Origin of the sequence: Deinococcus fonticola, assembly GCF_004634215.1 — a bacterium.
Taxonomy (GTDB): Bacteria; Deinococcota; Deinococci; order Deinococcales; family Deinococcaceae; genus Deinococcus; species Deinococcus fonticola.
This window is the reverse complement of sequence record NZ_SMMH01000013.1, coordinates 61,683-82,792: the sequence shown is the minus strand read 5'-3', so window position 1 is coordinate 82,792 and position 21,110 is coordinate 61,683. Positions and strand designations below refer to the sequence as shown.

The 21,110-nt window shown below is 63.6% G+C and carries 21 protein-coding genes; 10 read left to right on the top strand and 11 right to left on the bottom strand.

Annotated features, from left to right (window positions below):
- The first annotated feature begins 171 nt into the window (after positions 1–171).
- The gene (locus tag E5Z01_RS09580; protein ID WP_135229149.1) at positions 172–2,121 is read left to right on the top strand and encodes an alpha/beta hydrolase family protein; all 1,950 of its coding nucleotides are present in this window, start codon (positions 172–174) and stop codon (positions 2,119–2,121) included.
- Positions 2,122–2,335: 214 nt separating this feature from the next.
- Positions 2,336–3,484 carry a branched-chain amino acid ABC transporter substrate-binding protein gene (locus E5Z01_RS09575; protein ID WP_135229148.1) on the top strand — a complete coding sequence of 383 codons (1,149 nt, stop codon included), beginning with the start codon at positions 2,336–2,338 and terminating at the stop codon, positions 3,482–3,484.
- Positions 3,485–3,562: 78 nt separating this feature from the next.
- On the opposite strand, the gene E5Z01_RS09570 is transcribed toward E5Z01_RS09575, so the two are convergent.
- Positions 3,563–4,402 (bottom strand): DMT family transporter, encoded by an 840-nt coding sequence (locus tag E5Z01_RS09570; RefSeq protein WP_135229147.1) that lies wholly within the window; start codon positions 4,400–4,402, stop codon positions 3,563–3,565.
- Positions 4,403–4,448: 46 nt separating this feature from the next.
- Positions 4,449–4,835, bottom strand: coding sequence for a VOC family protein (locus E5Z01_RS09565; protein ID WP_135229146.1), 387 nt, complete (start codon positions 4,833–4,835; stop codon positions 4,449–4,451).
- 137 nt (positions 4,836–4,972) lie between these two features.
- On the opposite strand from E5Z01_RS09565, the gene E5Z01_RS09560 reads away from it, so the two are divergent.
- Positions 4,973–5,638: a TrmB family transcriptional regulator gene (locus tag E5Z01_RS09560; RefSeq protein ID WP_135229145.1), complete on the top strand. Its 666-nt coding sequence runs from the start codon at positions 4,973–4,975 to the stop codon at positions 5,636–5,638.
- A 26-nt stretch (positions 5,639–5,664) separates the two neighbouring features.
- Here the strand turns inward: E5Z01_RS09560 and E5Z01_RS20220 are convergent, their stop codons facing one another.
- Complete coding sequence (locus E5Z01_RS20220; RefSeq protein ID WP_276321248.1) at positions 5,665–5,787, bottom strand: hypothetical protein; 123 nt, start codon at positions 5,785–5,787, stop codon at positions 5,665–5,667.
- Positions 5,788–5,891: 104 nt separating this feature from the next.
- Between E5Z01_RS20220 and E5Z01_RS09555 the strand changes: the two genes are divergently transcribed.
- Positions 5,892–6,464, top strand: a complete 573-nt coding sequence (locus E5Z01_RS09555) for an NADPH-dependent FMN reductase (RefSeq protein ID WP_135229144.1) — start codon at positions 5,892–5,894, stop codon at positions 6,462–6,464.
- Between the two features lie 253 nt (positions 6,465–6,717).
- On the opposite strand, the gene E5Z01_RS09550 is transcribed toward E5Z01_RS09555, so the two are convergent.
- The 3 genes from E5Z01_RS09550 to E5Z01_RS09540 all read right to left on the bottom strand — a co-directional run bounded on the left by E5Z01_RS09550 (position 6,718) and on the right by E5Z01_RS09540 (position 9,091).
- Entirely contained in the window at positions 6,718–7,263 is a 546-nt protein-coding gene (locus E5Z01_RS09550; RefSeq protein WP_135229143.1) for a 3'-5' exonuclease, read from the bottom strand.
- 144 nt (positions 7,264–7,407) lie between these two features.
- Complete coding sequence (locus E5Z01_RS09545; protein ID WP_135229142.1) at positions 7,408–8,388, bottom strand: alpha/beta fold hydrolase; 981 nt, start codon at positions 8,386–8,388, stop codon at positions 7,408–7,410.
- Positions 8,389–8,443: 55 nt separating this feature from the next.
- Positions 8,444–9,091: a metallophosphoesterase family protein gene (locus tag E5Z01_RS09540; protein WP_420810836.1), complete on the bottom strand. Its 648-nt coding sequence runs from the start codon at positions 9,089–9,091 to the stop codon at positions 8,444–8,446.
- Positions 9,092–9,448: 357 nt separating this feature from the next.
- Here E5Z01_RS09540 and E5Z01_RS19970 point away from each other — a divergent pair, with 357 nt between their 5' ends.
- Positions 9,449–9,685 carry a GNAT family N-acetyltransferase gene (locus tag E5Z01_RS19970; protein WP_240738275.1) on the top strand — a complete coding sequence of 79 codons (237 nt, stop codon included), beginning with the start codon at positions 9,449–9,451 and terminating at the stop codon, positions 9,683–9,685.
- A gap of 94 nt (positions 9,686–9,779) precedes the next feature.
- Here E5Z01_RS19970 and lhpI read toward each other — a convergent pair whose 3' ends face one another.
- On the bottom strand, positions 9,780–10,685 hold the full coding sequence (gene lhpI, locus E5Z01_RS09530) for a bifunctional Delta(1)-pyrroline-2-carboxylate/Delta(1)-piperideine-2-carboxylate reductase (protein ID WP_205750480.1): 906 nt from the start codon (positions 10,683–10,685) through the stop codon (positions 9,780–9,782).
- A gap of 215 nt (positions 10,686–10,900) precedes the next feature.
- Here lhpI and E5Z01_RS09525 point away from each other — a divergent pair, with 215 nt between their 5' ends.
- The 5 genes from E5Z01_RS09525 (at position 10,901) to E5Z01_RS09495 (ending at position 15,251) form a co-directional block, all read left to right on the top strand.
- Positions 10,901–11,686, top strand: a complete 786-nt coding sequence (locus E5Z01_RS09525; RefSeq protein WP_338069140.1) for a hypothetical protein — start codon at positions 10,901–10,903, stop codon at positions 11,684–11,686.
- Positions 11,687–11,790: 104 nt separating this feature from the next.
- On the top strand, positions 11,791–13,014 hold the full coding sequence (locus E5Z01_RS09515) for a tetratricopeptide repeat protein (RefSeq protein WP_167757851.1): 1,224 nt from the start codon (positions 11,791–11,793) through the stop codon (positions 13,012–13,014).
- A gap of 18 nt (positions 13,015–13,032) precedes the next feature.
- Positions 13,033–14,247, top strand: a complete 1,215-nt coding sequence (locus E5Z01_RS19965) for an HD domain-containing protein (protein WP_240738274.1) — start codon at positions 13,033–13,035, stop codon at positions 14,245–14,247.
- A gap of 271 nt (positions 14,248–14,518) precedes the next feature.
- Complete coding sequence (locus E5Z01_RS09500; RefSeq protein WP_135229140.1) at positions 14,519–14,935, top strand: pyridoxamine 5'-phosphate oxidase family protein; 417 nt, start codon at positions 14,519–14,521, stop codon at positions 14,933–14,935.
- Between the two features lie 58 nt (positions 14,936–14,993).
- Positions 14,994–15,251, top strand: coding sequence for a CBU_0592 family membrane protein (locus E5Z01_RS09495; RefSeq protein ID WP_119765365.1), 258 nt, complete (start codon positions 14,994–14,996; stop codon positions 15,249–15,251).
- 74 nt (positions 15,252–15,325) lie between these two features.
- Here the strand turns inward: E5Z01_RS09495 and E5Z01_RS09490 are convergent, their stop codons facing one another.
- The 4 genes from E5Z01_RS09490 to sufC form a co-directional block, all read right to left on the bottom strand.
- Positions 15,326–16,942 (bottom strand): S8 family peptidase, encoded by a 1,617-nt coding sequence (locus tag E5Z01_RS09490; RefSeq protein ID WP_135229139.1) that lies wholly within the window; start codon positions 16,940–16,942, stop codon positions 15,326–15,328.
- A 263-nt stretch (positions 16,943–17,205) separates the two neighbouring features.
- Positions 17,206–18,558 carry a Fe-S cluster assembly protein SufD gene (gene sufD / locus E5Z01_RS09485; RefSeq protein ID WP_135229138.1) on the bottom strand — a complete coding sequence of 451 codons (1,353 nt, stop codon included), beginning with the start codon at positions 18,556–18,558 and terminating at the stop codon, positions 17,206–17,208.
- Between the two features lie 3 nt (positions 18,559–18,561).
- The gene (gene sufB / locus E5Z01_RS09480; protein WP_135229137.1) at positions 18,562–19,968 is read right to left on the bottom strand and encodes a Fe-S cluster assembly protein SufB; all 1,407 of its coding nucleotides are present in this window, start codon (positions 19,966–19,968) and stop codon (positions 18,562–18,564) included.
- Positions 19,969–20,060: 92 nt separating this feature from the next.
- The gene (gene sufC / locus E5Z01_RS09475; RefSeq protein ID WP_135229136.1) at positions 20,061–20,819 is read right to left on the bottom strand and encodes a Fe-S cluster assembly ATPase SufC; all 759 of its coding nucleotides are present in this window, start codon (positions 20,817–20,819) and stop codon (positions 20,061–20,063) included.
- Positions 20,820–21,110 lie beyond the last annotated feature (291 nt).

Sequence of the window (21,110 nt, the reverse complement as noted above, 5' to 3'; positions counted from 1 at the left end):
AAAAACAGGGAAGATTCCGCTGATAAGATCAGCATAAGGTTCCCCGATGCGAGTTTGGTCAGAGAATGGTGACGTGACTTAATACAGAGTTCATTGGACAGTGGGAAATGTCACAATAACGGGGCGCCAGGCCCCGGCTCCGCATTGCCCAAACGCTATGCTGCGCGTGAAATGTCAAAAATGAAACCCGACAGCCTTCTTTCGCTGGTGTTTCCCTCTGACCCGCAGGTTTCGCCGGACGGGCAGCAGGTGGTGTTCGTGCTGTCCAGCATCGAGGAAGAAAACCTGGAGAAAATCGATCAGGAGTTCGCTAAACCGCGTTACCGGGGCCGCCTGTGGTGGTCTGACGGCAAGACGACCCGGCAGCTCACGCACGGCGAGTCGGGGCGCGGGGACAGTTCGCCGCGCTGGTCACCGGACGGCGAGACCATCGCTTTCGTGCGCAGCAGCGGTGAGGTCAAAGGGGCCCTGATGCTGCTGCCGGCCCGTGGGGGCGAAGCCCGGCGCGTCACGCGTTTCAAGCAGGGTGTGGGGGGCGTCAAGTGGAGTCCCGACGGGCGTTACCTCTGCTTCCAGTCGGGCGGGGACACCGAGGACAAACGCGACGAGCGCGGCGAAGCCCGCGTGATTACCCGGCCCCGCTACCGCTTCAACGGCCTGGACTGGCTGCCGGAAACGCCCGCGAAACTGTGGCTGTACGACGTGCACAAAGACAAGCTCAGCGAGTGGTACGCCCCGGAACGCGGCATGGAGTCGGTGGTGTGGCTGCCCGACTCCAGCGGCGTGCTGTTCGTGGCTGCCACCGATGAGAAAGCCGCGTACGAGTGGCGCAACGAGGTCTTCAGCCTCAACCTGAAAGGCAAGGTCAAGCAGCTGACCCGCTGGAATTCCGGCATCATGGCCGCCGTGCCGCACCCGGACGGCAAGCAGTTCGCGCTGATCGGCCGCCCCGAAGGCAGCGGCAACACCGAGTACAGCCACATCTACTTGGTAGGTGGCGACAAGATCACGCGCCTGGATGAAGGCCACGACCACCTGGTCGGCAATTCGGTGGCCGGCGACTGCCACGTGGGGGCCATGCCGGGCACGCCCGCGTGGCTGGACGACCAGACCCTGGTGTTCAGCAGCACCGTGCGCGGCAGTGTGGGCCTTTTCCGCGCCTCGCTGACGGGCCAGCCGCAGGTCAGTGCCTTTGACCACCACCCCGAGCAGGTAATTTCCGCCTTCACCGCCAACGCGCAGGGCGTGGCCCTGATCCGCGAGTCCCCCACACGCTTTCCGGAAGTGGAGTTGAACGGCCAGACCGTGACCACCCTGGGCGAACACCTGACCTTCCAGCCGGTGCCCCCCCACAAGGTCACTTTTCAAAACGAACTGGGGGAAGGTGAAGGCTGGGTGATGCTGCCCGACCTCAAGAAAAAACAGAAGGCCCCCGCTCTACTCAACATTCACGGCGGGCCACACACCGACTACGGGTACGGCTTCCAGCACGAATTCCAGCTGTTCGCCGCCAACGGCTACGGCGTGTGCTACAGCAACCCGCGTGGCAGCAGCGGCTACGGCCAGGCCTGGCAAAGCGCCATTCACGGGCGCTGGGGCAGCGTGGACTACGACGACCTGATGGCTTTCTTCGACGCCTGCCTGAAGGCCTACCCGGCGCTGGACGCCAGAAAAACCGCCGTCATGGGCGGCAGTTACGGCGGCCTGATGACCAACTGGATCACCGCCCACACCGGGCGCTTCCAGGCCGCCATCACCGACCGCAGCATCTGTAACTACCTGAGCTTCAACGGCACCTCGGACATCGGCCTGAGCTTCTGGCCGCACGAACTGGGCCTCAGCTTCCACCGCAGCGCCGACGCCCAGAAACTCTGGGACCTGAGCCCCCTGAAGTACGTCGAGAACGTCAAGACCCCCACGCTGATCATTCACAGCGCCCTGGATCACCGCTGCCCCATCGAGCAGGCCGAGCAGTGGTACGCCGCCCTGACCCTGCTGGACGTGCCTGTGCGCTTCGTGCGCTTCCCCGGTGAGGATCACGAACTCTCGCGCTCGGGGCGCCCGGATCGCCGCCTCAAACGCCTCAGCGAGTACCTCGACTGGCTCGGACGCTGGCTGTAACGCGCTCTGGCGGGGTTACTGACCGGTTGAGGTCGGGCAGTCGCGGCTGGCCGCCCGAACTTGTCTGAACCACTGCATGGGTGAGTGAGTGGCTGGTTTTCTCTCTCCAGAAGGAAGTTTTGTGCCCTCGGGGTTCAGGCCGTATGAACACGGGCCACTGCTTCTCAGAAGGTGGGCGATACAGTGGGCCTACCTAAGCCCATCTGGAGGAACCATGCACAAATATGCTCTTGGAATCAGTCTGCTGACCGCCCTGACGCTGGGGCAGGCCAGCGCCGCCACCACCGTGAAAATCGCCACCATCAGCGCCCTCTCTGGCCCGGTCAGCAACCTGGGCCTGCAACTGAAAAACGGCACGCAACTGGCCGTCAACGAGATGAAAGCCGAGTTCGCCAAGGCGGGGATGACCCTGCAACTCGTCGCCTACGACGACCAGGCCGACCCGACCACCGGCACCTCCGCCGCCCGCCGCGTCATCGCGGATAAGGCGGTGCTGGGCGTGGTGGGGCCCCTGACCAGCGGCGTGGCTATTCCCGCCACGCAGGCCATGGCCGCCAGTCACCTGGTGTCGGTGATGTCCACCGCCACCAACGAGAAGATCACGGATCGGGGGCTGAAGAACGTGAACCGTGTATGCGCCCGTGACGACGCGCAGGGCGGCAGCGGCGGCAATTATGTGGTGGATACCCTGAAGGCCAAAAAGGTATATGTCCTGAACGACAAGACCCCTTACGGTCAGGGCCTGGCCGCCGAGGCTGAAAAGGCCATGAAAGCTAAGGGCGCCACCATCGTGCAATCCGAAGGCGTGGCCGCCGAGGAACGCGATTTCACGGCCGTCATCACCAAAATTCAGGCCCTCAAGCCCGACGCCATCTACTTCGGCGGGCTGTACGGCCAGATCGGCCCCTTCCTGAAGCAACTGCGCGACAAGGGCGTGAAGGTGCCCCTGATGGGCGGCGACGGTCTGGACAGCCCGGATCTGGTGAAACTGGCCGGTGACGGCGCCAACAACGTGTATTACACGTCGCTGACCCCCGACACCAATTCCATCGCCGCTGCCAAAACCCTGGCTGCCAACTACAAGAAGTCCTTCGGGATCGACATGCAGGGCACGGCGGTGGTCAGTTACGACGCCGCGAAAGTCATCCTGCAAGGCATCCTGAACGCCTACAAGGCGAACGGCAACAAGGTGCCCAGCCGGACGCAGGTCGAAACCGCCGTGCGCAAGGGTACTTTCAAGGGCCTGCTGACCGGCGAGGTGAGTTTCGACGCGGGCGGCGACCGCACCAACGCCAAGATGTATATCGCCGGGTTCCGCGACGGCAAGCGCGTGAACGTGGGCGTCGCCAACATCAAACGCTGAAGGGCTGTAGGTGTGGGCCTTGGGCCATGAGCACGGGGGAGCATCCTCCAGGCTCATGGCCTTTTTCATTGGTCGGTGCTATCGGGTGCTGAGCAACGTGGCTCCCAGCATGGCCAGCAGCACGCCCGCCCACTGGCGGGCCTTCAGGCGTTCGCGCAGCAGCATGACCGCCAGCAGCGTCGTGAAGGCCGGGTACAGGCTGGACAGCAGCGCCCCGATGGCCAGGCCGCCACCCTGAACGGCCATCAGGTAAAAGAGGTTCCCCAGCAGGTCGCCCGGAGCCGAGCTGAAGATGAGGGCCGGCGCCCGGGGTTTCAGACCCACCCGTTTCAGGGTGATGGGCAGGATGACCACCGAACTGGCGAGGCGGGCCGCCGCCAGTGTCCACAGCATGCCGCCCTCATCCTGTGCCTGGCCCAGCAGCACAAAGAAGAACCCGAATCCCAGACCCGCCACCAGCGCCAGTGGCACGCCGTGGCCCTTTTGCTCACCGTGCTCGCCGGGGTGCGGACTCAGCAGGGCCGTACCCACCAGAACGCCCAGCGCCCCCAGCCCGCCTTGCCGGCCCAGCACCTCGCCGCCCAGCAGCCCAAAAATCACGGGAACCACGGCGGACAGCGCTCCGGCCGCCACCGACACCGCTCCCATCGGGCCCAGCGCCAGCGCCCGGTAAAACGCCAATACCGCCACCAGGCCCATCCACCCGCCCGCCGCGCCCCAGCCCAGGTCGACGGCAGGCGGAAGCGGTTGCCCCAGCCCCCACGCCAGCAGCGCCAGCATGACCGCGCTGATGGGGTGCGTCAGCGCCACCACGCGCAGCGGCGAATCCCGGCGGCTGGCCACCCCCGAAAGAAAATCACCCACCCCGTAGGTCAGGGCGGACAGCAGGCCACTCACGGCAGGGTTCAAAGGCGGCACTCCATCAGGCAGGAGTTTACCGGGGAGAGTCGCTGGCCGAACGACTTCAAGCCCCGAAGTGGCTCTCGTGCTGGCCCTGCACGATTTCCAGCCTGTTTCCCCAGGGGTCTTGCAGGAACACGCGGGGCACGCCCGCCTGATCATCGGCTTCGAAAGCGACGGAATGCGTGGCCAGTTGAACCTGAACCGCGTTCAGGTCGGCGGTTCGCAGGGCCGGGTGCCCCTTGCGCCGGGGTTGAAAGTCAGGCGTCACGCCAACGTGAAGCTGCCGTCCGTCCGGCAGGCCAAACCATACCCCACCATTTTTTTGCAGGGCCGCCGGTTTGCGCAGTTCGGCTAAGCCGAGCAGCGCGCCGTAAAAAGCGCGGGCGGCGTCCTCGCAGCCGGTAGGGGCCTCCAGTTGAACGTGATCCAGGCCAGTGATCAGGGGCATCCCTGAGTGTAGGCAGAAAGGGCCAGCCGCAAACGGGACAAGCGCCGGGACACCTGCTGACGGGCCGCAAGAGACTGTCCACTCAAACCTTAGCGACAGGTGAGAAACGCGGCGAAATCACGTATGCTTCACAACACATGAGCGCCGTTATCCACCTGCAAGCACTCGGGCTGACCGAATACGAAGCGCGAGCCTACACCGCCCTGCTGGCGCTGGGCCGCGCCGTTCCCGCCCGCGTCGCCCGCCAGGCCGGCATTCCCCGCCCCAAGATTTACGAAACCCTGGAACGCCTGGAAGGGCGCGGCCTCGCCGCCAAGGTCGGCCAGAATCCGCTGGAGTACGCACCCCTGAGCGCCCGCGAGTATCTGGCCCGCTCGCGCCGCTCCTTCGATGACCGCCTCGCCGCGCTTGACCGTGATCTCTCGCGCCTCGCCCCCGATCCCGCCCCGGAAGCGGTGTATCACCTCAACGGCGAAGCGGCCATCCGCAGCCTCGCCGAGGACCTGATCCTGAACGCCCGGCGGGTCGTTTACATGGCCGGGGATGCCGGCCTGGCCGACAAACTGGAGCGCCTCACACCCAGGGGCGTGGAGCTGTTCCGCTCGGACTTGAAGGGCCTGCCCGACATCGCCGCGCCCGGTCAGCTCGCTTTCCTGCTGGCCCGTGACAACGAAGCCGCCCTGATCGGCCACTTCATCGAGGAAGGCCGCCCCGGCGAATCGCACGGCGTGCACACCCATAACCCTGTGGTCATTCACCTGATCGAGGGCTACATTCAACTCGCGGCGAAGAAAAACGCCTGATCAGCCCTGGCACACTTGAAGCTGATTCAGTCGCCGGGTTCCCAGTGGCTAAGATGCGGTTCAGCTCTGGCCGCTTCTTCAACCTCTGCCGCCTGACGGGCCTTGAGTTCCTGTGTCCACTCGTGCATGTGCTTCAGGCTGTCCGGCATTCACTGGATGGAAAAGCCCGCGTTTCCCTCCTGATTCGCATTTCCATACTGGAGGGTTAAGCCCTGGTGCGTTTACCCGGCAGCAGGCACGCCAAACTGTGCCCATGAGCAAACTGAAACTTCAGGTCGTGATCGCCAGCACCCGCCCCGGACGGGTCGGCAAGCCCGTCGCAGACTGGTTTACCGACCACGCCAGGAAAGATGACCGGTTCGAAGTGGAAGTCGCGGATCTCGCGGAAATCAACCTGCCGTTTCTGGACGAACCCAAGCACCCCGCCCTGCAACAGTACGAGCACCAGCACACCAGGGACTGGAGCGCCCGCATCGCCGGCTCGGACGCCTTCGTGTTCGTGGAACCCGAGTACAACTACTCCATGTGCGCCCCACTGAAAAACGCCCTGGATTACCTGGTGGTCGAGTGGGCCGATAAATCTGCCGCCATCGTCAGTTACGGCGGCATTTCTGCCGGGTTGCGGGCCGCCGAGCACAGCAAGCAAACCATGACTGCCCTGCAAATGATGGTCGTGAAACCCGCCATCAGCATTCCCATGGTCTCTCAGATGATCAAAGGCGGCCAATTTCAACCCACCGAGATCGTTGAAAAGAGTGTGAAACCCCTGCTGAACGATCTTTACAGGTGGGGCGTGACCCTCAAGGATATGCGGGAGAAAGAGTAGGGAAGAATCTTTCTGCCCTCGTGTCTACTGGCTGAAAGATGACGTCTCAGGGACGTTTTTCCTCTCACTCCTGACTTCTGCGTCGTTCGGCGTAGGTCTATGCCCACTTCCTGCTTCAGCATCCCGTCTGTTGACCTTACGCATGGGGCGGCCGAACGATGACGTGCGGAGAGCTGAAATGCGGCCTGCGGTAACCTCCGAACATTCGCGGTCCCAGCCGCGCCCGGCTCCGACGCCAGGACAAGAAACCGGCTTATTTCACGGCGTCCTGCAACAACTCCATTAGCCGCACATAGGCCTGCGCCGTCACCTGCACGTCCCCGAAACTCCGGTGCCGTCCGCCCGGCGCGAAATTTAAGCCCAGCCGCTCGGCCAGCACCGTCAGGTTATGCGCCCGCTCCTTCGGAAAAGCCCGCCTCGACAGTTGCACCGTGCAGAACTCCGCCGCCGGGTTCCAGGCCAGCCCTAGCCGCGCCGCGTTTGCCCGCATGAACCCACCATCAAATCCGATGTTGTGCGCCACCACCGCCGAACCGTTCACGAACTCAAGGAATTCCGGCAGCACCTCCCCAATGGTCGGGGCATGCCGCACCATCTCGTCACTGATGCCGTGAATGCGCTCGGTGTACCACGGAATGCGAACCACGTCCCCTGCCGCGTTCGTCGGCTTGACCAGCGTCTCGTACCTGAGCGACTCGTCTACCCGTCCATTCACGATTCGCACCGCGCCGATTTCCACCACGGCGTCCTTCTCCGGGGAAAGGCCCGTCGTCTCCAGATCAAACACCACCACGTCCACGCTCAGTAGGTTAGCAGGGAGGATGCGGTAGACGGGATTTATGGCGGGGGTGAACGCCCTTTCTGCCACGGGAACGCCATCGGGAGGTGTTGCCTTTCCCGATGTGGAGCCCAGAGAGCGGCGCGGCAGCGAATAATCGGGCTGCTAGCGCGTGAGCGCTTCGCCCAGCGCCTCAATGAAGGCGTCCTCGTCGTCGAGCCAGGGGTAGTGGCCGGTGTTCAGGACGGTCACGTCGCCGCCGGCGAGGTCAGCGACCCAGCCGACCTGTTCGGGGTAACTGGTGCGGTCGCCCGCTCCGGCGATGACGAACACGGGGCGTTTGATTTCCGTCAGGAAGGGCGGGTACTCGAATTCCCAGAGGCCCTGGTTGACAAGGGCTTGCTGCACTTCGCCGCCTCCGGCAAGCTGGCCTTCGGCGTCGGTGAATTCCAGGTGCATGCGGGTGGGGGCGTCGGTGAACTGCATCAGGTTGAGCAGGTCGCGGGCGTTCAGCAGGCTGAAAGCGGCCTCGATGCGGGCCGCGCCGATGCTGGGGTACTGGCCTTCGGGGGTGTCGCTGCGGATCTGCTCGGCCGGGTCTTCGAGGGGAACGCTGCGCTGGGCGGACGCTTCGGCCAGCAGGGTGTACGCCAGTTCGGGGAAGTGTACCCAGGGGTTGACCACGATGACGCGGGCGGTGTGCAGGGGGTAACGCCGGGCGTAATCGAGGGCCACCAGCGCCCCAAACCCGTGGCCCAGCGGCACGATCCGGTCGACACCGAGAAAGTCACGCACAGCTTCCAGATCCTCGACCAGCGTGTCGATGTCCAGTGTGTCGCCACCCTGTTCGGTGTCTTCCAGGGCGCCGCTGCGTCCACTGCCGCGCTGGTCGAGGTACACCACGCGCCTCTCTGGGAAATCTGCGGCCAGGCGGTCACCCAGCAGTGCCCGGAACGAGTAGCTGTTGTATCCGGGGCCGCCATGCAAGAAGACGATGGGCGGCTCGGCACTGTTCTCTGTGGCGCTGTCTTCTGTGTTGCTGTCCTCCGGGCCGCTCACCTCGAAGTACAGGTCAGCGCCGTTCAGGCGTTCCTCGAACACCTCGTCGGGCAGGTCGGTGTAGTCGTCGTGGGTCATGCGGGGCATTCTAGACGCTGACGACGCAGAGCAGGCGGCAGGCAGACCTCATTCTCATCGCCGGCTAGCGGCTCTCGGCCAGCGGCACTTCAATAATCCTGTACCCGTAGGCGTTGATGACGCGGGCGCCGCTCGCCTCGTCGGTGTACTCGATTTTTCTGCCCTCGTACTCGTGAATGTGGCCGTGAATGACCAGGGCTGGGCGGCGCTGGTGCATGAAGCGCGTGATTTCCGGGCAGCCCCGGTGGGCAAAGTCGGTTCCGGCGTGCGGGCCGCTGGGGGGCGCGTGCGTCAGCAGGATATCCAGCGGGCGGCGGCCCAGTTGCCAGCCCAGTTTCCGGAAACCCCAGCGGGCTTCGCGCGCGCTGTACTGGCCGTGGCCGCCCTGGCGGTAACGCGGCGCGCCGCCCCACCCCGCCACACGCAGCCCCGCCACCTCGATCACGCGCCCGTGAGCAGGAATCACGCCCCTGGGTGCCAGGCGTCCGTCGCCCTCGTTCACGAACTCGTTTTCGTGGTTGCCGTGTACGTAAATGATCGGTACGGGCAGTTTGCTGGCCAGGAATTCCAGATAGTAACCGGGCAGGTCACCGGCGGCCAGCACGGCGTCCACCTCCGGAACGCCCTGGGGGAAGCCGCTGCGGTACACGAACGGGTGCACATAGTCGGCCAGCAGCATCAGGCGTTTGGTGGCGGCGGGGGAGACAGTCACGGGGAGAGGCCTCAGGGTAGTGGATCGGGCAGATGAACTCGGCAGATGCTCAGGGTAGGTTAATGGACGTGACCAGTGTTCGCACTGCGCGCCTACTTTTACTGCCTCTCAGCCGGGACATCCTTCGGGAACGCCTTCGGCATGATGAATTCACGTTGCGGCATGGGGAGCTGGAATTGCGTTTTCCAACGGATTGGCCTGGTGATCCGTTGCCGATTTTTCCGGCGTTGCTGCATGGTTTGTCTGAAGAGGGGCCTGAAGAGGGGGAAGTGCTCGGTTCTTTCGTGCTGGTGCAGGCCGCCACGGGGCTGGTTGTGGGCATGATGGGCAGCAGATCCGCCGAACGGCGCAGGAGAGGTGGAGATCGGGTACGGCCTGATTCCTGCCGCCTGGGGCCAGTGGTACGCGACGGAAGCCGTGGCTGAACTGGTGAGGCACCTGCACACCTGGCCGGACGTGCGCACCTTGACGGCGGAAACTTCCGTGACCAATCTGGCGAGTGAACGGGTCTTGCAGAAGCTGGGATTTCGCCGCACTGGGTCAAGCTGGAGTGAGGAGGATGGCGACCTGCACACCTGGGCCCACCAGCGTTAAGGGCGTTACGGGATAGAGAGCTCTGAACAATGCCTTGAACTCCAGCCCGTCTGGAAAACGGACTGAGAGAAAAGACGGGTAGGGCAGAACAGTCTTACGCCTTCTCCAGTTCCCGGCGCGCCACGCGGCACGCGGCCAGATCCCAGGCGGCACACCCGACGCTCTTGAACACCACCGGCCGACCGGCGCGGGGTGGAGTGTCCAGTGCGTCTGCCAGCGAACGCACGGACGCCCAGTTTACGCCCGCCTGAATGAAGTCCCCTGCCTCGTGGCGCGCCCCGGCGAGGTCATCCACGTAGAGGTCACTGCCCAGAACCGCGCCCGGGCCGATTTCAGCGGCGTCTGGTGTAAATGCGCCCACGCCCACCAGCAAGCGGTCGGCCCTGGGCAATTCGTCGTACACCGGCGTGCGGCTGGTGGTGGTGGTGATGACCACGTCCGCGTCCACCGGCACCTGGTTGGCGACCTGCACGGGCGGCGCCAGTTCCTCTGCAAGTCCCTGTGCAAAGGCCTGGGCGCGTTCGCGCGTGCGCCCCACCACCGTGATCTGCGCGTCCGGGAACACTTCCCGCAGGGCGTGGGCGTGACCGGCCGCCTGCTTTCCTGTTCCGACCAGCGTGACATGGCGGGGCGCACCGTGTAGCACCTGGATTCCCAGCAGGGTCACGGCAGCGGTGCGCCGGGCGGTGACGGTGGGAGCATCCAGTGTGAACAGCGGCGAGCCGGTGGCGGCGTCGTAGGCACTGACCAGCCCCTGAATGCTGGGCAGGGCGTGGGCACTGTTGCCGGGGCAGACGTTGACCAGTTTGTGTACTGCCAAGTCCGGGGCCACGGCGGGCATGGAGAGCATCACACCCTGCGGCAGTGGCACCACCAGCCGTTCCGGGCAGTGCACCTCACCGGCGGCGTATTCCCTCACCACGCCCCTCAACTCAGTCAGCAAGAGTGGCATGGGAAGGGTACAGGCGGTAGTGCGGGCATCCAGGGTCGGGGTCGTCACGCCTCTACTGTTCTTGTAGAGCCCGACATCAGGTCATGCCTGGATTCCAGAAACACGCGTGTTTATCGCACAGCACATTCACCCGCTCAAAACCAGCCCCCACCGCTCTGTACAGGCGAGATAAATCAAAAGTTACCTTCCCACAAATGCCTGTTTAAGTGGCCTTTGGATAAATCTCATGGGGAAGTCCAGGGTGGTCAGCGAACATTGAAGGCATGAAACATATTCTGTTCCCGACGGTGGCCGACGCTGACGCCTTTATTGCCGACCTGCAGAGCCAGGGTGTGGCCCGCCCCGAACTGGGCAACGCCACCTTCAACCGCCGCACGACCACCACGACCGGCGAAGTCGTGGGTGACGCTTCGGCGGGCGCAGAAGATGCCGGCGCTGGTGCCGTTAAAGGCACGGGCGTGGGTGCCCTGGTGGGCGCCGCCGCCGGTGTGCTGGGCGCGGGCGCCGTGGTCGCCACTGGCGGCCTGGCCCTCCCCGTGATTCTGGGCATGACCGCGCTGGGTTCCGGCGTGGGTGCGGCGGTGGGCGCAGCAGGTGGTGCTGCCGGAATCGACGAGAACGCTGACGGGCGCACCGCTGGTGGCTACGATCTCGACGACAACCATTACGACGAAATTCACACCAGCGTGAGTGGTGGCGGGCGCGCCGTGGCTGTCGAAGACAACGTGCCTGCCGATGTGCTGAACGCTGCCGTCAGCCGCCACAATGGCCGTTTCGTGGCTGGTGGCGACATGGGCATGGCCGGGGCCGCCGCCACCGCCGGTAACACGGTGGCCCGTACGGGCAGCGCCGCTGGCGACGTGGCGTCGGCTGCCGGCAACAAGATTGAGGAAGGTGCCGATCGTCTGCGCGCCGTGGGCCATGAAGTGGCCGGGGCCGTGACGGGCAATCCCAAGCACGACGCCCTGGCCGCCGAAGACCGCGCCAAGGCCAACATGAACAACGATCAGGCCGACCGCGACATGCTCGACGCCGACCGTAAAGTCTGAGCACTATCTACTGACAAGCCCCTGCCCAGCGTGGCGGGGGTCTTTTTCGTTGGCTCGCTTATTTGCGCACGGCTCCTGCAACCTGACCACTTACCATGTCAGCTATGTGGCGTACGCTTCTGATCCTCACGGTCTTGCTGACGGGGGGTGTCGACGCACGCCTTTTTAAGACACCCTCCGGCCCTGTCCAGATGCCACCTGTCCAGGGGCAACTTATTCGGGTGCAGCAGGAACTGTTGACTCCGGATGAAGTTATTGCCCTGATGAATTCCGGGAAACTGGACAGGGCCGAACGCGCCGCGAGGGCTGCCATGCAGGCCCATCCGGAGTCTGCCCGATCCCGCCTGCTGCTGGCCCGCGTGCTGGCGCGGCAGGGAGACCTGATGCAGGCGCGGGCCATGCTGGCGCAGGCCAGAGCCCTGCCGCAGTGGAAACAGCAGAACCTGGGCGTGCCTTACCCCACACCGAATGAACTGGATCGCCTTGTCCGCAGCGACCCGGCCCGGTCGCTGGATGTGCTGGCGGACGTGCTGCTGGCGCTGGGCGATGATCCGAAAGCGTACTTCCTTCAGGCCCGCGCTTACGGCGAACTGGGGCAGTGGCAAAAGGGACGCGCAGCCCTGGAGCGTGCCCGCGCCCTGAACCCCGGCCTGGATTTCGTGAGTCCCAGCGTGCTGGCCGCCCTCGACCAGGCCATGGCCGACGAGCTTCCGGTGGAGAAGCCCGACACGTCCCTGAGCGACGTGAAGTTCGGCGACGACGGCAACCCGGTGATGGTGCAGGAAACGCCGTGGTGGCAGCGGGCGTGGGTGTGGTGGATGGTCGGCATCCTGTCGGCCCTGGCCGGCTGGTTCACGGTAAGTTTCACCCGCTGGAAAAAACAGCGTGAAGTGGACATGCGCCGGACTATTTCCCCCATGAACCTGCAACTGGCGCAGGAAATTCAGGCCACCGAACAGCAGTTATTCATGCGTGAGGACGCCGAGGCGCGGCGCAAGCTGGGCCGCCTGCGCAACTTGCAGGGTCAGGTGGGTGCCTGGCTGGTCGACCCACTCAGCTTTGACCCGCCCCGTATTCAGGTGCAGTTTGATCGCCTGTGGAACGCTTCGCTCAGTGACGCCAGCTACGCCGCCTACCAGCAGGAAGAAGCCGCACGCGTGGCCCGTGAAGCGGCGGAAGAAGCCCGCAAGGCCGCCGAGGAGAAAGCCAGGCGCGATGCCATGCCGGCCAGAAGCGAGAGCAGTTTCAGCAGCCGTGACAGTGGCAGTTCGTGGAGCAACGGCAGCAGCAGTTCCAGCACCGACAATTCCGGCGGAAGCAGTTGGTGAGGGCTGCTACACTTCACCATGCCTGAGCGTGTTGCGCCCGTGTGGGACTTTATTCTGACTGCCGATAAACTCAAGCGGGTGACCCGGCAGAATTTTTTATCTGGGGGCAGTCGCCTGGAGAACAGTGCCGAGCACTCGTGGTTCCTGGCGCTGATGGCGCTGGTGCTGGCCGAATACGCGCCTGCTGGCACGAGCCTTCCTCGTGTGGTGGAGTTGCTGCTGGTGCATGACCTCGTGGAGATTGACGCGGGGGACGAGTACATCGAGGCGTCCGCCGAGGCGAGGCGGCGCCAACAGGAACGCGAGCAACAGGCCGCCGCCCGGCTCTTTCATGACCTTCCTGCCTTGCTTGCCGCGTGGGATGAATTCGAGGCCGGGGAGACGCCCGAAGCCCAGTTTGCCCGCCATCTGGACGCGTTGGCTCCGGCGCTGCTGACCTGGGGGGAGGGTGGATGCGCCGCGCAGCAGTGGGGCCGCCCATCGGACGGGTATGTGGCCTTGAAGCGGCGCGTCTTGAACCACCCGCAATTCTGGCCGTTGTTCGTGGGCTGGATGGAACGCGAAGGCGTAAGTATGGCTGGGGAGAGCCGCGAAGTTTCAACCCGTCTGGCCCGTCAAATTCAGTTTCTGACCGCGTGCGATGCCCTGCGCCTCGTTGAACGGACGACTTTCCTTCACGACCATTCACGCGCCGAGAACAGCGCGGAGCACTCGTGGCACCTGGCACTCATGGCCCTGCTTCTCGCTGACGAAGCGCCCCCTGGAACGGTCATTTCCAGAGTGGTGGCACTGCTGGTGACGCATGATCTGGTGGAGATTTACGCTGGGGATACGCACTTCGACACCACGGACGCAAACCTGGCGGCGCAGGCAGTGAACGAAGCGCAGGCCGCGCAGCAGTTGTTCGGCCTGCTGCCCGCCGATCAGACAGAGTTTTTCCTCTCGCTGTGGCACGAGTTCGAGGCGCAGGAGAAGAGTGAGGCGCGCTTTGCCCGTGCGCTGGACGCGCTGCAACCCATGCTGCTGACCTGGGGATGGGGCGGAGTGGGCTGCACCGAGACTTACCCGGACTTGACGGTAGAGCGCCTTCTGAAGCTGAAGGAGTCCCGTTTGCGGGAGTTCCCAGCGCTGTGGATGCTGGCCCAGCAGGTGATGTGGGAGGCCGTGGAGGCCGGAACGCTATTGCCTGGGAAAGTAAGTAAACCTGTGAATAGTTTGGTAGTGAATAATTAGAGCGGGGCGCCTCTAGCCCCAGCATGGCCTTCTTCCCGTGATTCAATGCTGTCAGGGCCAACGCGAAATCGTCGCCTGCGGCTATGCCAGTGCTTTAACCTGAACACTTACCTTCGTGCAGGGGTCGAGGAAAACGCCAGAGTGCTTGCCAGCCTGGGCAGCAGCCTGGACAAAACTGGTCGGCTGGCGTCAGGTACTCATCTGCGTGAAGCGTTAAGAAATCCAGCCGTCCCTCACGCCCACCACCGTTTGACCCACCCTACGCTGAGGCATGGCAAGCAAAGAAATGAAGGCAATAGCGCAGAAAATGAAGGGCATTGACCTGTGCATGCTCACCACCGTCACCAGTTACGGCCACCTGGGCGGGCGGCCCATGAGCAACAACGGCGAAGTCGAATATGACGGCACCAGTTATTTCTTTACCTGGGCCGATTCGCGCATGGCGCACGACATCGAGCAGAACAAGCACGTGCAACTCGGCTTCCGCAACGATAAGGAATTCCTGTTCATCGCCGTGCAGGGTGAAGCGCGCATCCTGACCGACAAGCGCGTCATGAAAGACCACTGGCGCGAGGAGCTCAAGCAGTGGTTCAAGGATGGTCTGGACACCGAGGGCCTCGTGATGATCGTTGTGGACGCCCGACGCATCAACTGGTGGGGCGAAGACGAAGGCGAAATCGACCTGTAACGGTCGTGTAAAGCCTTTTGCTCACCAATCCGATTCCAGCGCGTGATGAGCTTGGCGGATGCTCAGCCACACGATCATTCAAATCATTTCCATTCTGGGAGCCATTCAAATTCTCGCGGCTTATGTGCTGGGCCAGATGGGCCGCATGCAGGTCGGCAGCCGTCCCTACAGCCTCCTGAACTTCGTCGGCAGCGCCCTGCTGGCCTTCGTGGCGGTGCTGGAAGTCAACTGGGGCTTCATTCTGCTGGAAGGCACCTGGGCCATCGTCAGTCTGATTGCCCTGCTGTGGCCCGGCAAACTGGGCGGCGGGCATTGAACACTGACCCTGGCAACATGAACGGCAGCGCGTAGGCGGCCTCCTCTCACGTAGGGAGGCCGCCCCCTGGCACTTTACTGGCGCGTTTCGGCCAGGGTCATGTTCCCGCTACCGGCATAGGCATAGATCCGCCAGCGATAGGTGCCGCTGGATGCACGGTAAGTAATTTTTTCGCTGCTGGCGCTGCCCTCGCTGCTGGCGACCGTCACCCAGCTGCCGCTGCTGAGCTTTTGCAGGTACAGGTCAAAATCGGTGCCGCTGGAGCCACTGAGGGTTCCGGTCAGGGTGCCGCCCGTGTAACTGAAGCCTGCCAGGGCCGGCGCAGTGGCTGTCTGTCCCTGCTGTAGGTAGGCGCTATAGGTGGCGCTGCCGGGCTGGGGAGTGGGCGTGGTGCCGCCACCGAGCTGGCTGTACAGCATGCGGTTAGGGCTGCCGCTGCCGATGCTGCCCAGGATATTTGTGGTGGCCGAGCCGAGCAGCGCCGACTTCACGCTGCTGAACCCCGCGTTGGGATTGGCCGACAGGTACAGGGCGATGACGCCCGCCACATGCGGGGTGGCCATACTGGTTCCGCTCATGACGGTGGTGCCGCCCGAAGCCGACGTGCTGGTGATATTCGTGCCGGGCGCGAACAGGTCAAGGCAGGCGCCGTAGTTGCTGCTGCTGTTGCGGATGTCGCTGCTGGTCACGTTGCCCACATTGATCCCATTGTCGGCGCTGGCCGGGCTGTAGTTACAGGCGTTATCGCCGTTGTTTCCGGCCGCAATGGCGATGATCAGGCCGCTGTTGACGGCGCTGTTCACCGAGTCGTTTACCGCCTGGCTGTAGCCGCCCGTAATGCTGATGTTCGCCACCGCCGGCCCGCTGCGGTTCGAGGCCGCCCAGTTGATTCCACCGATAATCCCGGAGTTCGCACCGTACCCATCACAGCCCAGCACCTTCACAGCGATCAGGCGAATACCCTTGGCGACCCCGTACGTGGCGCTGCCCACCGTGCCCGCCACGTGGGTGCCGTGACCATTGCAGTCGTAATTGTTGCCGTCGCCTGTCCAGTTGCCACCCCAGAAAGCCCGGCCGCCGAATTGACTGTGCCCGGTATAGATACCGCTGTCGATGATGTAAGCCGTGACGTTGCTGGCCGTCGTGTTGTACACGTAACTGCCATTCAGGGGCCGGTTGCGCTGATCGATCCGATCCAGGCCCCAGGTGGCCCCGCTCTGGGTGGCTGAAGAAGCGGAAATGGCGTCCTGCTCGATGTACTTTACTCGGGGGTCGAGGCGCAGCTGGTTGAGGTTCTGCGCGCTGAGCCGCGCCGCGAATCCCTGAACGGCCTTGCCGTACACCTGAAGCAGCGTGAGGCCCTGCGCGTTCAGGCCAAAGGTCTGCGCCACCAGGTGCTGCGCTGACAGGCTCTGGGCGCTCATGCCTTGCCCTGCCAGGTTCTGCGCACTGAGCTGCGGGGCCACGCCATCTTTGAGCACCACGATGTACTGCCCCTCGATGGCCTGCGCGTTCTGAGAGCCCAGCAAGGGGGCCTGCGTGCCCAGTTTGACACTCTGAAGGTCATCCGTTCCGTTGACCACGCTCAGCGTGGGGGGGGTCTGCGTGTTCGGCAAGGTGCCGCAGGCGGTCAGGGCCAGCGTCAAGCCGGCCAGCGCAGGCAGCCAGGTGCTTGTTGCAAAGTTCTTCATCTCCACTCCTTGTGGGTAGGGGCAGGCGCCACCTTCCAGTCCTCTTTCGATATTTCACCCTTGTGAAGACGACAAGTCGCCGCAGGGGCGTACTCAACAGCGCAAGCGTTTTTAATGGAATTTGAGTGTAAGAAATGGGCAAGAGCAGCACAACCTTTCCCGCTCGCCCTCCTGAAAATCGTTCACCGATGCCGAACGCGGGAGCTGTGAAAGTACAGGGCGGCCAGCTTCGGCAAGCTGACCGCCTCTGTCTGACTGCTGCTTTACGCTGCGCCGACTTTCTCAGCGATGATGCCTTCGATGTACTTCACGACGCTCTGGAGCGGCAGACGGCTCAGAACGTCCTCAAGGAAGGCCGTGACCAGCATCTTCTCGGCCAGCTCCTTCTTGATGCCGCGCGAGCGCAGGAAGAACAGCGCCTCCTGGTTCACCGGGCCGGTGGTGCTGCCGTGGCTGCACCGCACGTCGTTCGCGTTGATTTCCAGTTGCGGCACGCTGAAGTTCCGTGCCTCGCTGCTCAGCATCAGGGTGCGGTGCTTCTGGTAGGCGTCGGTCTTCTGGGCGTTCAGGTCCACCTTGATCATGCCGCTGAACACGCCTACCGACTCGTCACTGTTCACGCCCTTGTACAGCAGGTCGCTGTGCGCGTGCGCTGCCGCGTGGTGTTGCAGGGTGTAGTGGTCGAAGTGCTGGTCTTCCGAGGCAAAGTACAGCGCCAGCATCTCGGAATCCGCGCCCTGCCCGCGCAGGTAGCTCTGCATTTCGGTACGGCTCAGCGTGCCGCCCATCGTCACCACGAGGCTGTTCAGCGTACCGTCGCGCTCCACATCGCCGCGCTGCCGCTGGATGTGGGTCACGCCCTTGCCCCAGTTCTGGATGGAGACGTAACGCAGACGCGCGCCCGCCCTCACCACCAGTTCCACCGCGCCGATGGCGTAGGTGCCGGGGAGCTCCTCACTGTCCTGCTCGTCGATGAACGTGACCTGGCTGTTTTCCTCGGCCACGACCAGGGTACGGGTCGCGGTGTACGTCCCCGCCTCGCTCATCACACGGAAAGAGCCGAGGGGCAATTCCACTTCCACGCCGCGTGGGACGTACACGAACGCGCCGTTCGTCCACAGGGCCGCTGCCAGAGCCGAAAACTTGCCCTCTGAGGGGTCGGGCGACTTGCTGGGCGTGGTGCCGGGCGCGGCGATGGTGGTGTCGTCGGGCACTTCGGCGGGCACCACCGAGTAGAGGTACTGCTGCACCTTGTCGGCGTGCTGCTCTACCGCCGTTTTCAGGTCGGTGAAAATCACGCCCTTCTCGCGCAGGTCGGCGGGAAGCTCGGTGCGGTAGACCACGTCGGGGCCGTCCAGCACGAGGAACGCGCCCACGTCGGTGCTGCCCAGGCGCTTTTGTACGCTTGTCGGCAACTTGGCGGTATCGGTCACGGCCTCGCGCTTGGGGTGGGGTTGCAGCGCGTCGAAATCCACGTCCACGCGGGTGTATTTCCAGGCTTCCACGCCCTCGCTGGGCACGTCCAGCGACGTGAACAGGTCAAGCGATTCCTGGCGCTTGGCAGTCAGCCACTCGGGGCCGCCCGCCTGTTGTAACTGTTCGGTGAATTTGGTCATGGATTACCCGACGCTCCCTTCCATTTCCAGTTCGATCAGGCGGTTCAGTTCCACGGCGTATTCCAAAGGCAGTTCCTTGGCAATCGGCTCGATGAAGCCGCGCACGATCAATCCCGCCGCTTCGTCTTCGCTCAGGCCACGGCTTTGCAGGTACAGGATCTGCTCGTCGTTGATTTTGGACACTGTGGCTTCGTGGCCCACGCTGGCGTCTTTTTCTTCAATCTCGATGTAGGGGTAGGTGTCGGTGCGGGCTTCTTCATCCAGCAGCAGGGCGTCACATTCCACGTTGGTCTTGCTGCCCTTCGCGCCTTCGTAAATCTTGACGAGGCCGCGGTAGCTGCTGCGTCCGCTGTCCTTGCTGATCGACTTGGACACAATGGTGCCGCTGGTGTGCGGGGCGAAGTGGACAATCTTCGCGCCCGCGTCCTGGTGCTGCCCGCGTCCGGCCATGGCGATGCTCAGCACTTCGCCGCGCGCGCCTTCTTCCAGGAGGTAGCAGGCGGGGTACTTCATGGTGACCTTGCTGCCCAGGTTGCCGTCCACCCATTCCATCACGCCGTTGCCGTACACGGCGGCGCGCTGGGTCACCAGGTTGTACACGTTGTGGCTCCAGTTCTGAATGGTGGAGTAGCGGAAGCGTGCGCCTTCCTTCACCACGATTTCAATGACGCCCGAGTGGAAGGAATCGGCGTTGTAGGCGGGCGCGGTGCAGCCTTCGATGTAGTGGGCCTGCGCGCCCTCATCGATGATGATGAGGGTGCGCTCGAACTGGCCGCTGCTCTCGGCGTTGATGCGGAAGTACGTCTGGAGGGGAATGTCCACCTTGACGCCCTTGGGCACGTACACGAACGAGCCGCCCGACCACACCGCCGAGTTGACCGCCGCGAACTTGTTGTCCTCCGGCGGCACGATGGTGGCGAAGTGCTCGCGGAACAGGTCGGGGTACTGGCGCATCCCGTCCTCGATGGACAGGAACACCACGCCGAGCTTCTCCCACTCCTCTTTGAGGTTGTGGTACACCATTTCACTCTCGTACTGCGCGCCCACGCCCGCCAGCGCCGCACGCTCGGCTTCGGGAATACCCAGGCGCTCGAAGGTGTTTTTCACGTCCTCGGGCACGTCGTCCCAGGAGCGGGCGTTGAAGCCTTCGGGCTTGATGTAGTAGTAGATCTCGTCGAGGTTCAGACCGCTCAGGTCAGCGCCCCACTCGGGCATGGGCTTGCTCAGGAAGATATCGAGCGCCTTGAGGCGGAAATCCAGCATCCACTGCGGCTCTTCCTTGGCCTTGGAGATCATTTCCACGACTTCACGGCTCAGGCCCTTGGGCGCTTTGATGGCGTACTTTTCGGGGTTGCTCCAGCCGTACTCGTACTCTTTGTTGATTTGACTTGCTTCGGGATTGACGGTCATTGGATTCTCCTTGAGAGGGTAGACAAGGCGAAACGTGGAAGGCGGGAGAGCCAGAGCGTCCGGCGACACTGGGCCTTCAGCCCTCCGCGGCTTCAGGCGGTGGCCAGTTCCTTGACCCAGTCGTAGCCCTCGGCGTCCAGCTTCTTGGCCAGCTCGGGGCCGCCCGACTCGACGACGCGGCCATTCACGATGATGTGAACCTTGTCGGGAACGATGTAGTCCAGCAGGCGCTGGTAGTGGGTGATGATGAGGCCGCCCAGATTCTCGCCGCGCATGGAGTTCACGCCCTTGGCGACGATCTTGAGCGCGTCCACGTCCAGGCCACTGTCAGTTTCGTCCATGATGATGTAGTTGGGTTCCAGCATCAGCATCTGCAAAATCTCGTTGCGCTTCTTCTCGCCGCCGGAAAAGCCCTCGTTGAGGTAGCGCTCGACGATGCTCTCGTCCCATTCCAGGGTTTTCAGGGCGCTGGTGAGCTTGCCGTAGAACTCGGTGAACGAGACTTCTTCGCCTTCTTCCTTGCGGGCCTGCATGGCCAGGCGCAGGAAGTTGGCGATGGTCACGCCGGGAATCTCGACCGGATACTGGAAGGCCAGAAAGACGCCGAGGCGGGCGCGTTCGTCGGGTTCCATCTCCAGGATGTTCTGGCCGTCCACCAGCACTTCGCCCTGGGTGACGTCGTAGTCGGGGTCACCGACGATGACTTTGGCCAGGGTGCTTTTGCCGTTGCCGTTCGGCCCCATGATGGCGTGCAGCTCGCCGCGCGGCACCACGAGGTTGATGCCCTTGAGAATCTCGGTGTCGCCGACTTTGGCGTGCAGGTTGCGGATTTCGATCTGGTGTTCGCTCATGGGTCTCCTTGCTGGGGGTGCAGGGTTTCAGGGCAGTTCCTTTTCAGGAATGGTTCCTGTTTGCCTGCATAGTTTACCTGAAATCTGAGTAAGTTACTGTGGATTTAGGACAGTACCCGCGCAGTGATAGCGGTTGTGGTCATGCCACTGATCTGGGCAATATTGCCCAACTGGAACGAGCAGCCAAAAAGAAAAGATGCGCTGTGAAAGATGAAATGGGGGCAGTGGGGATCTCCCTACTGAAGAGGGGAATATTGGGGCAGCCCTAACCGACGAGTAGACCGGCTGCCT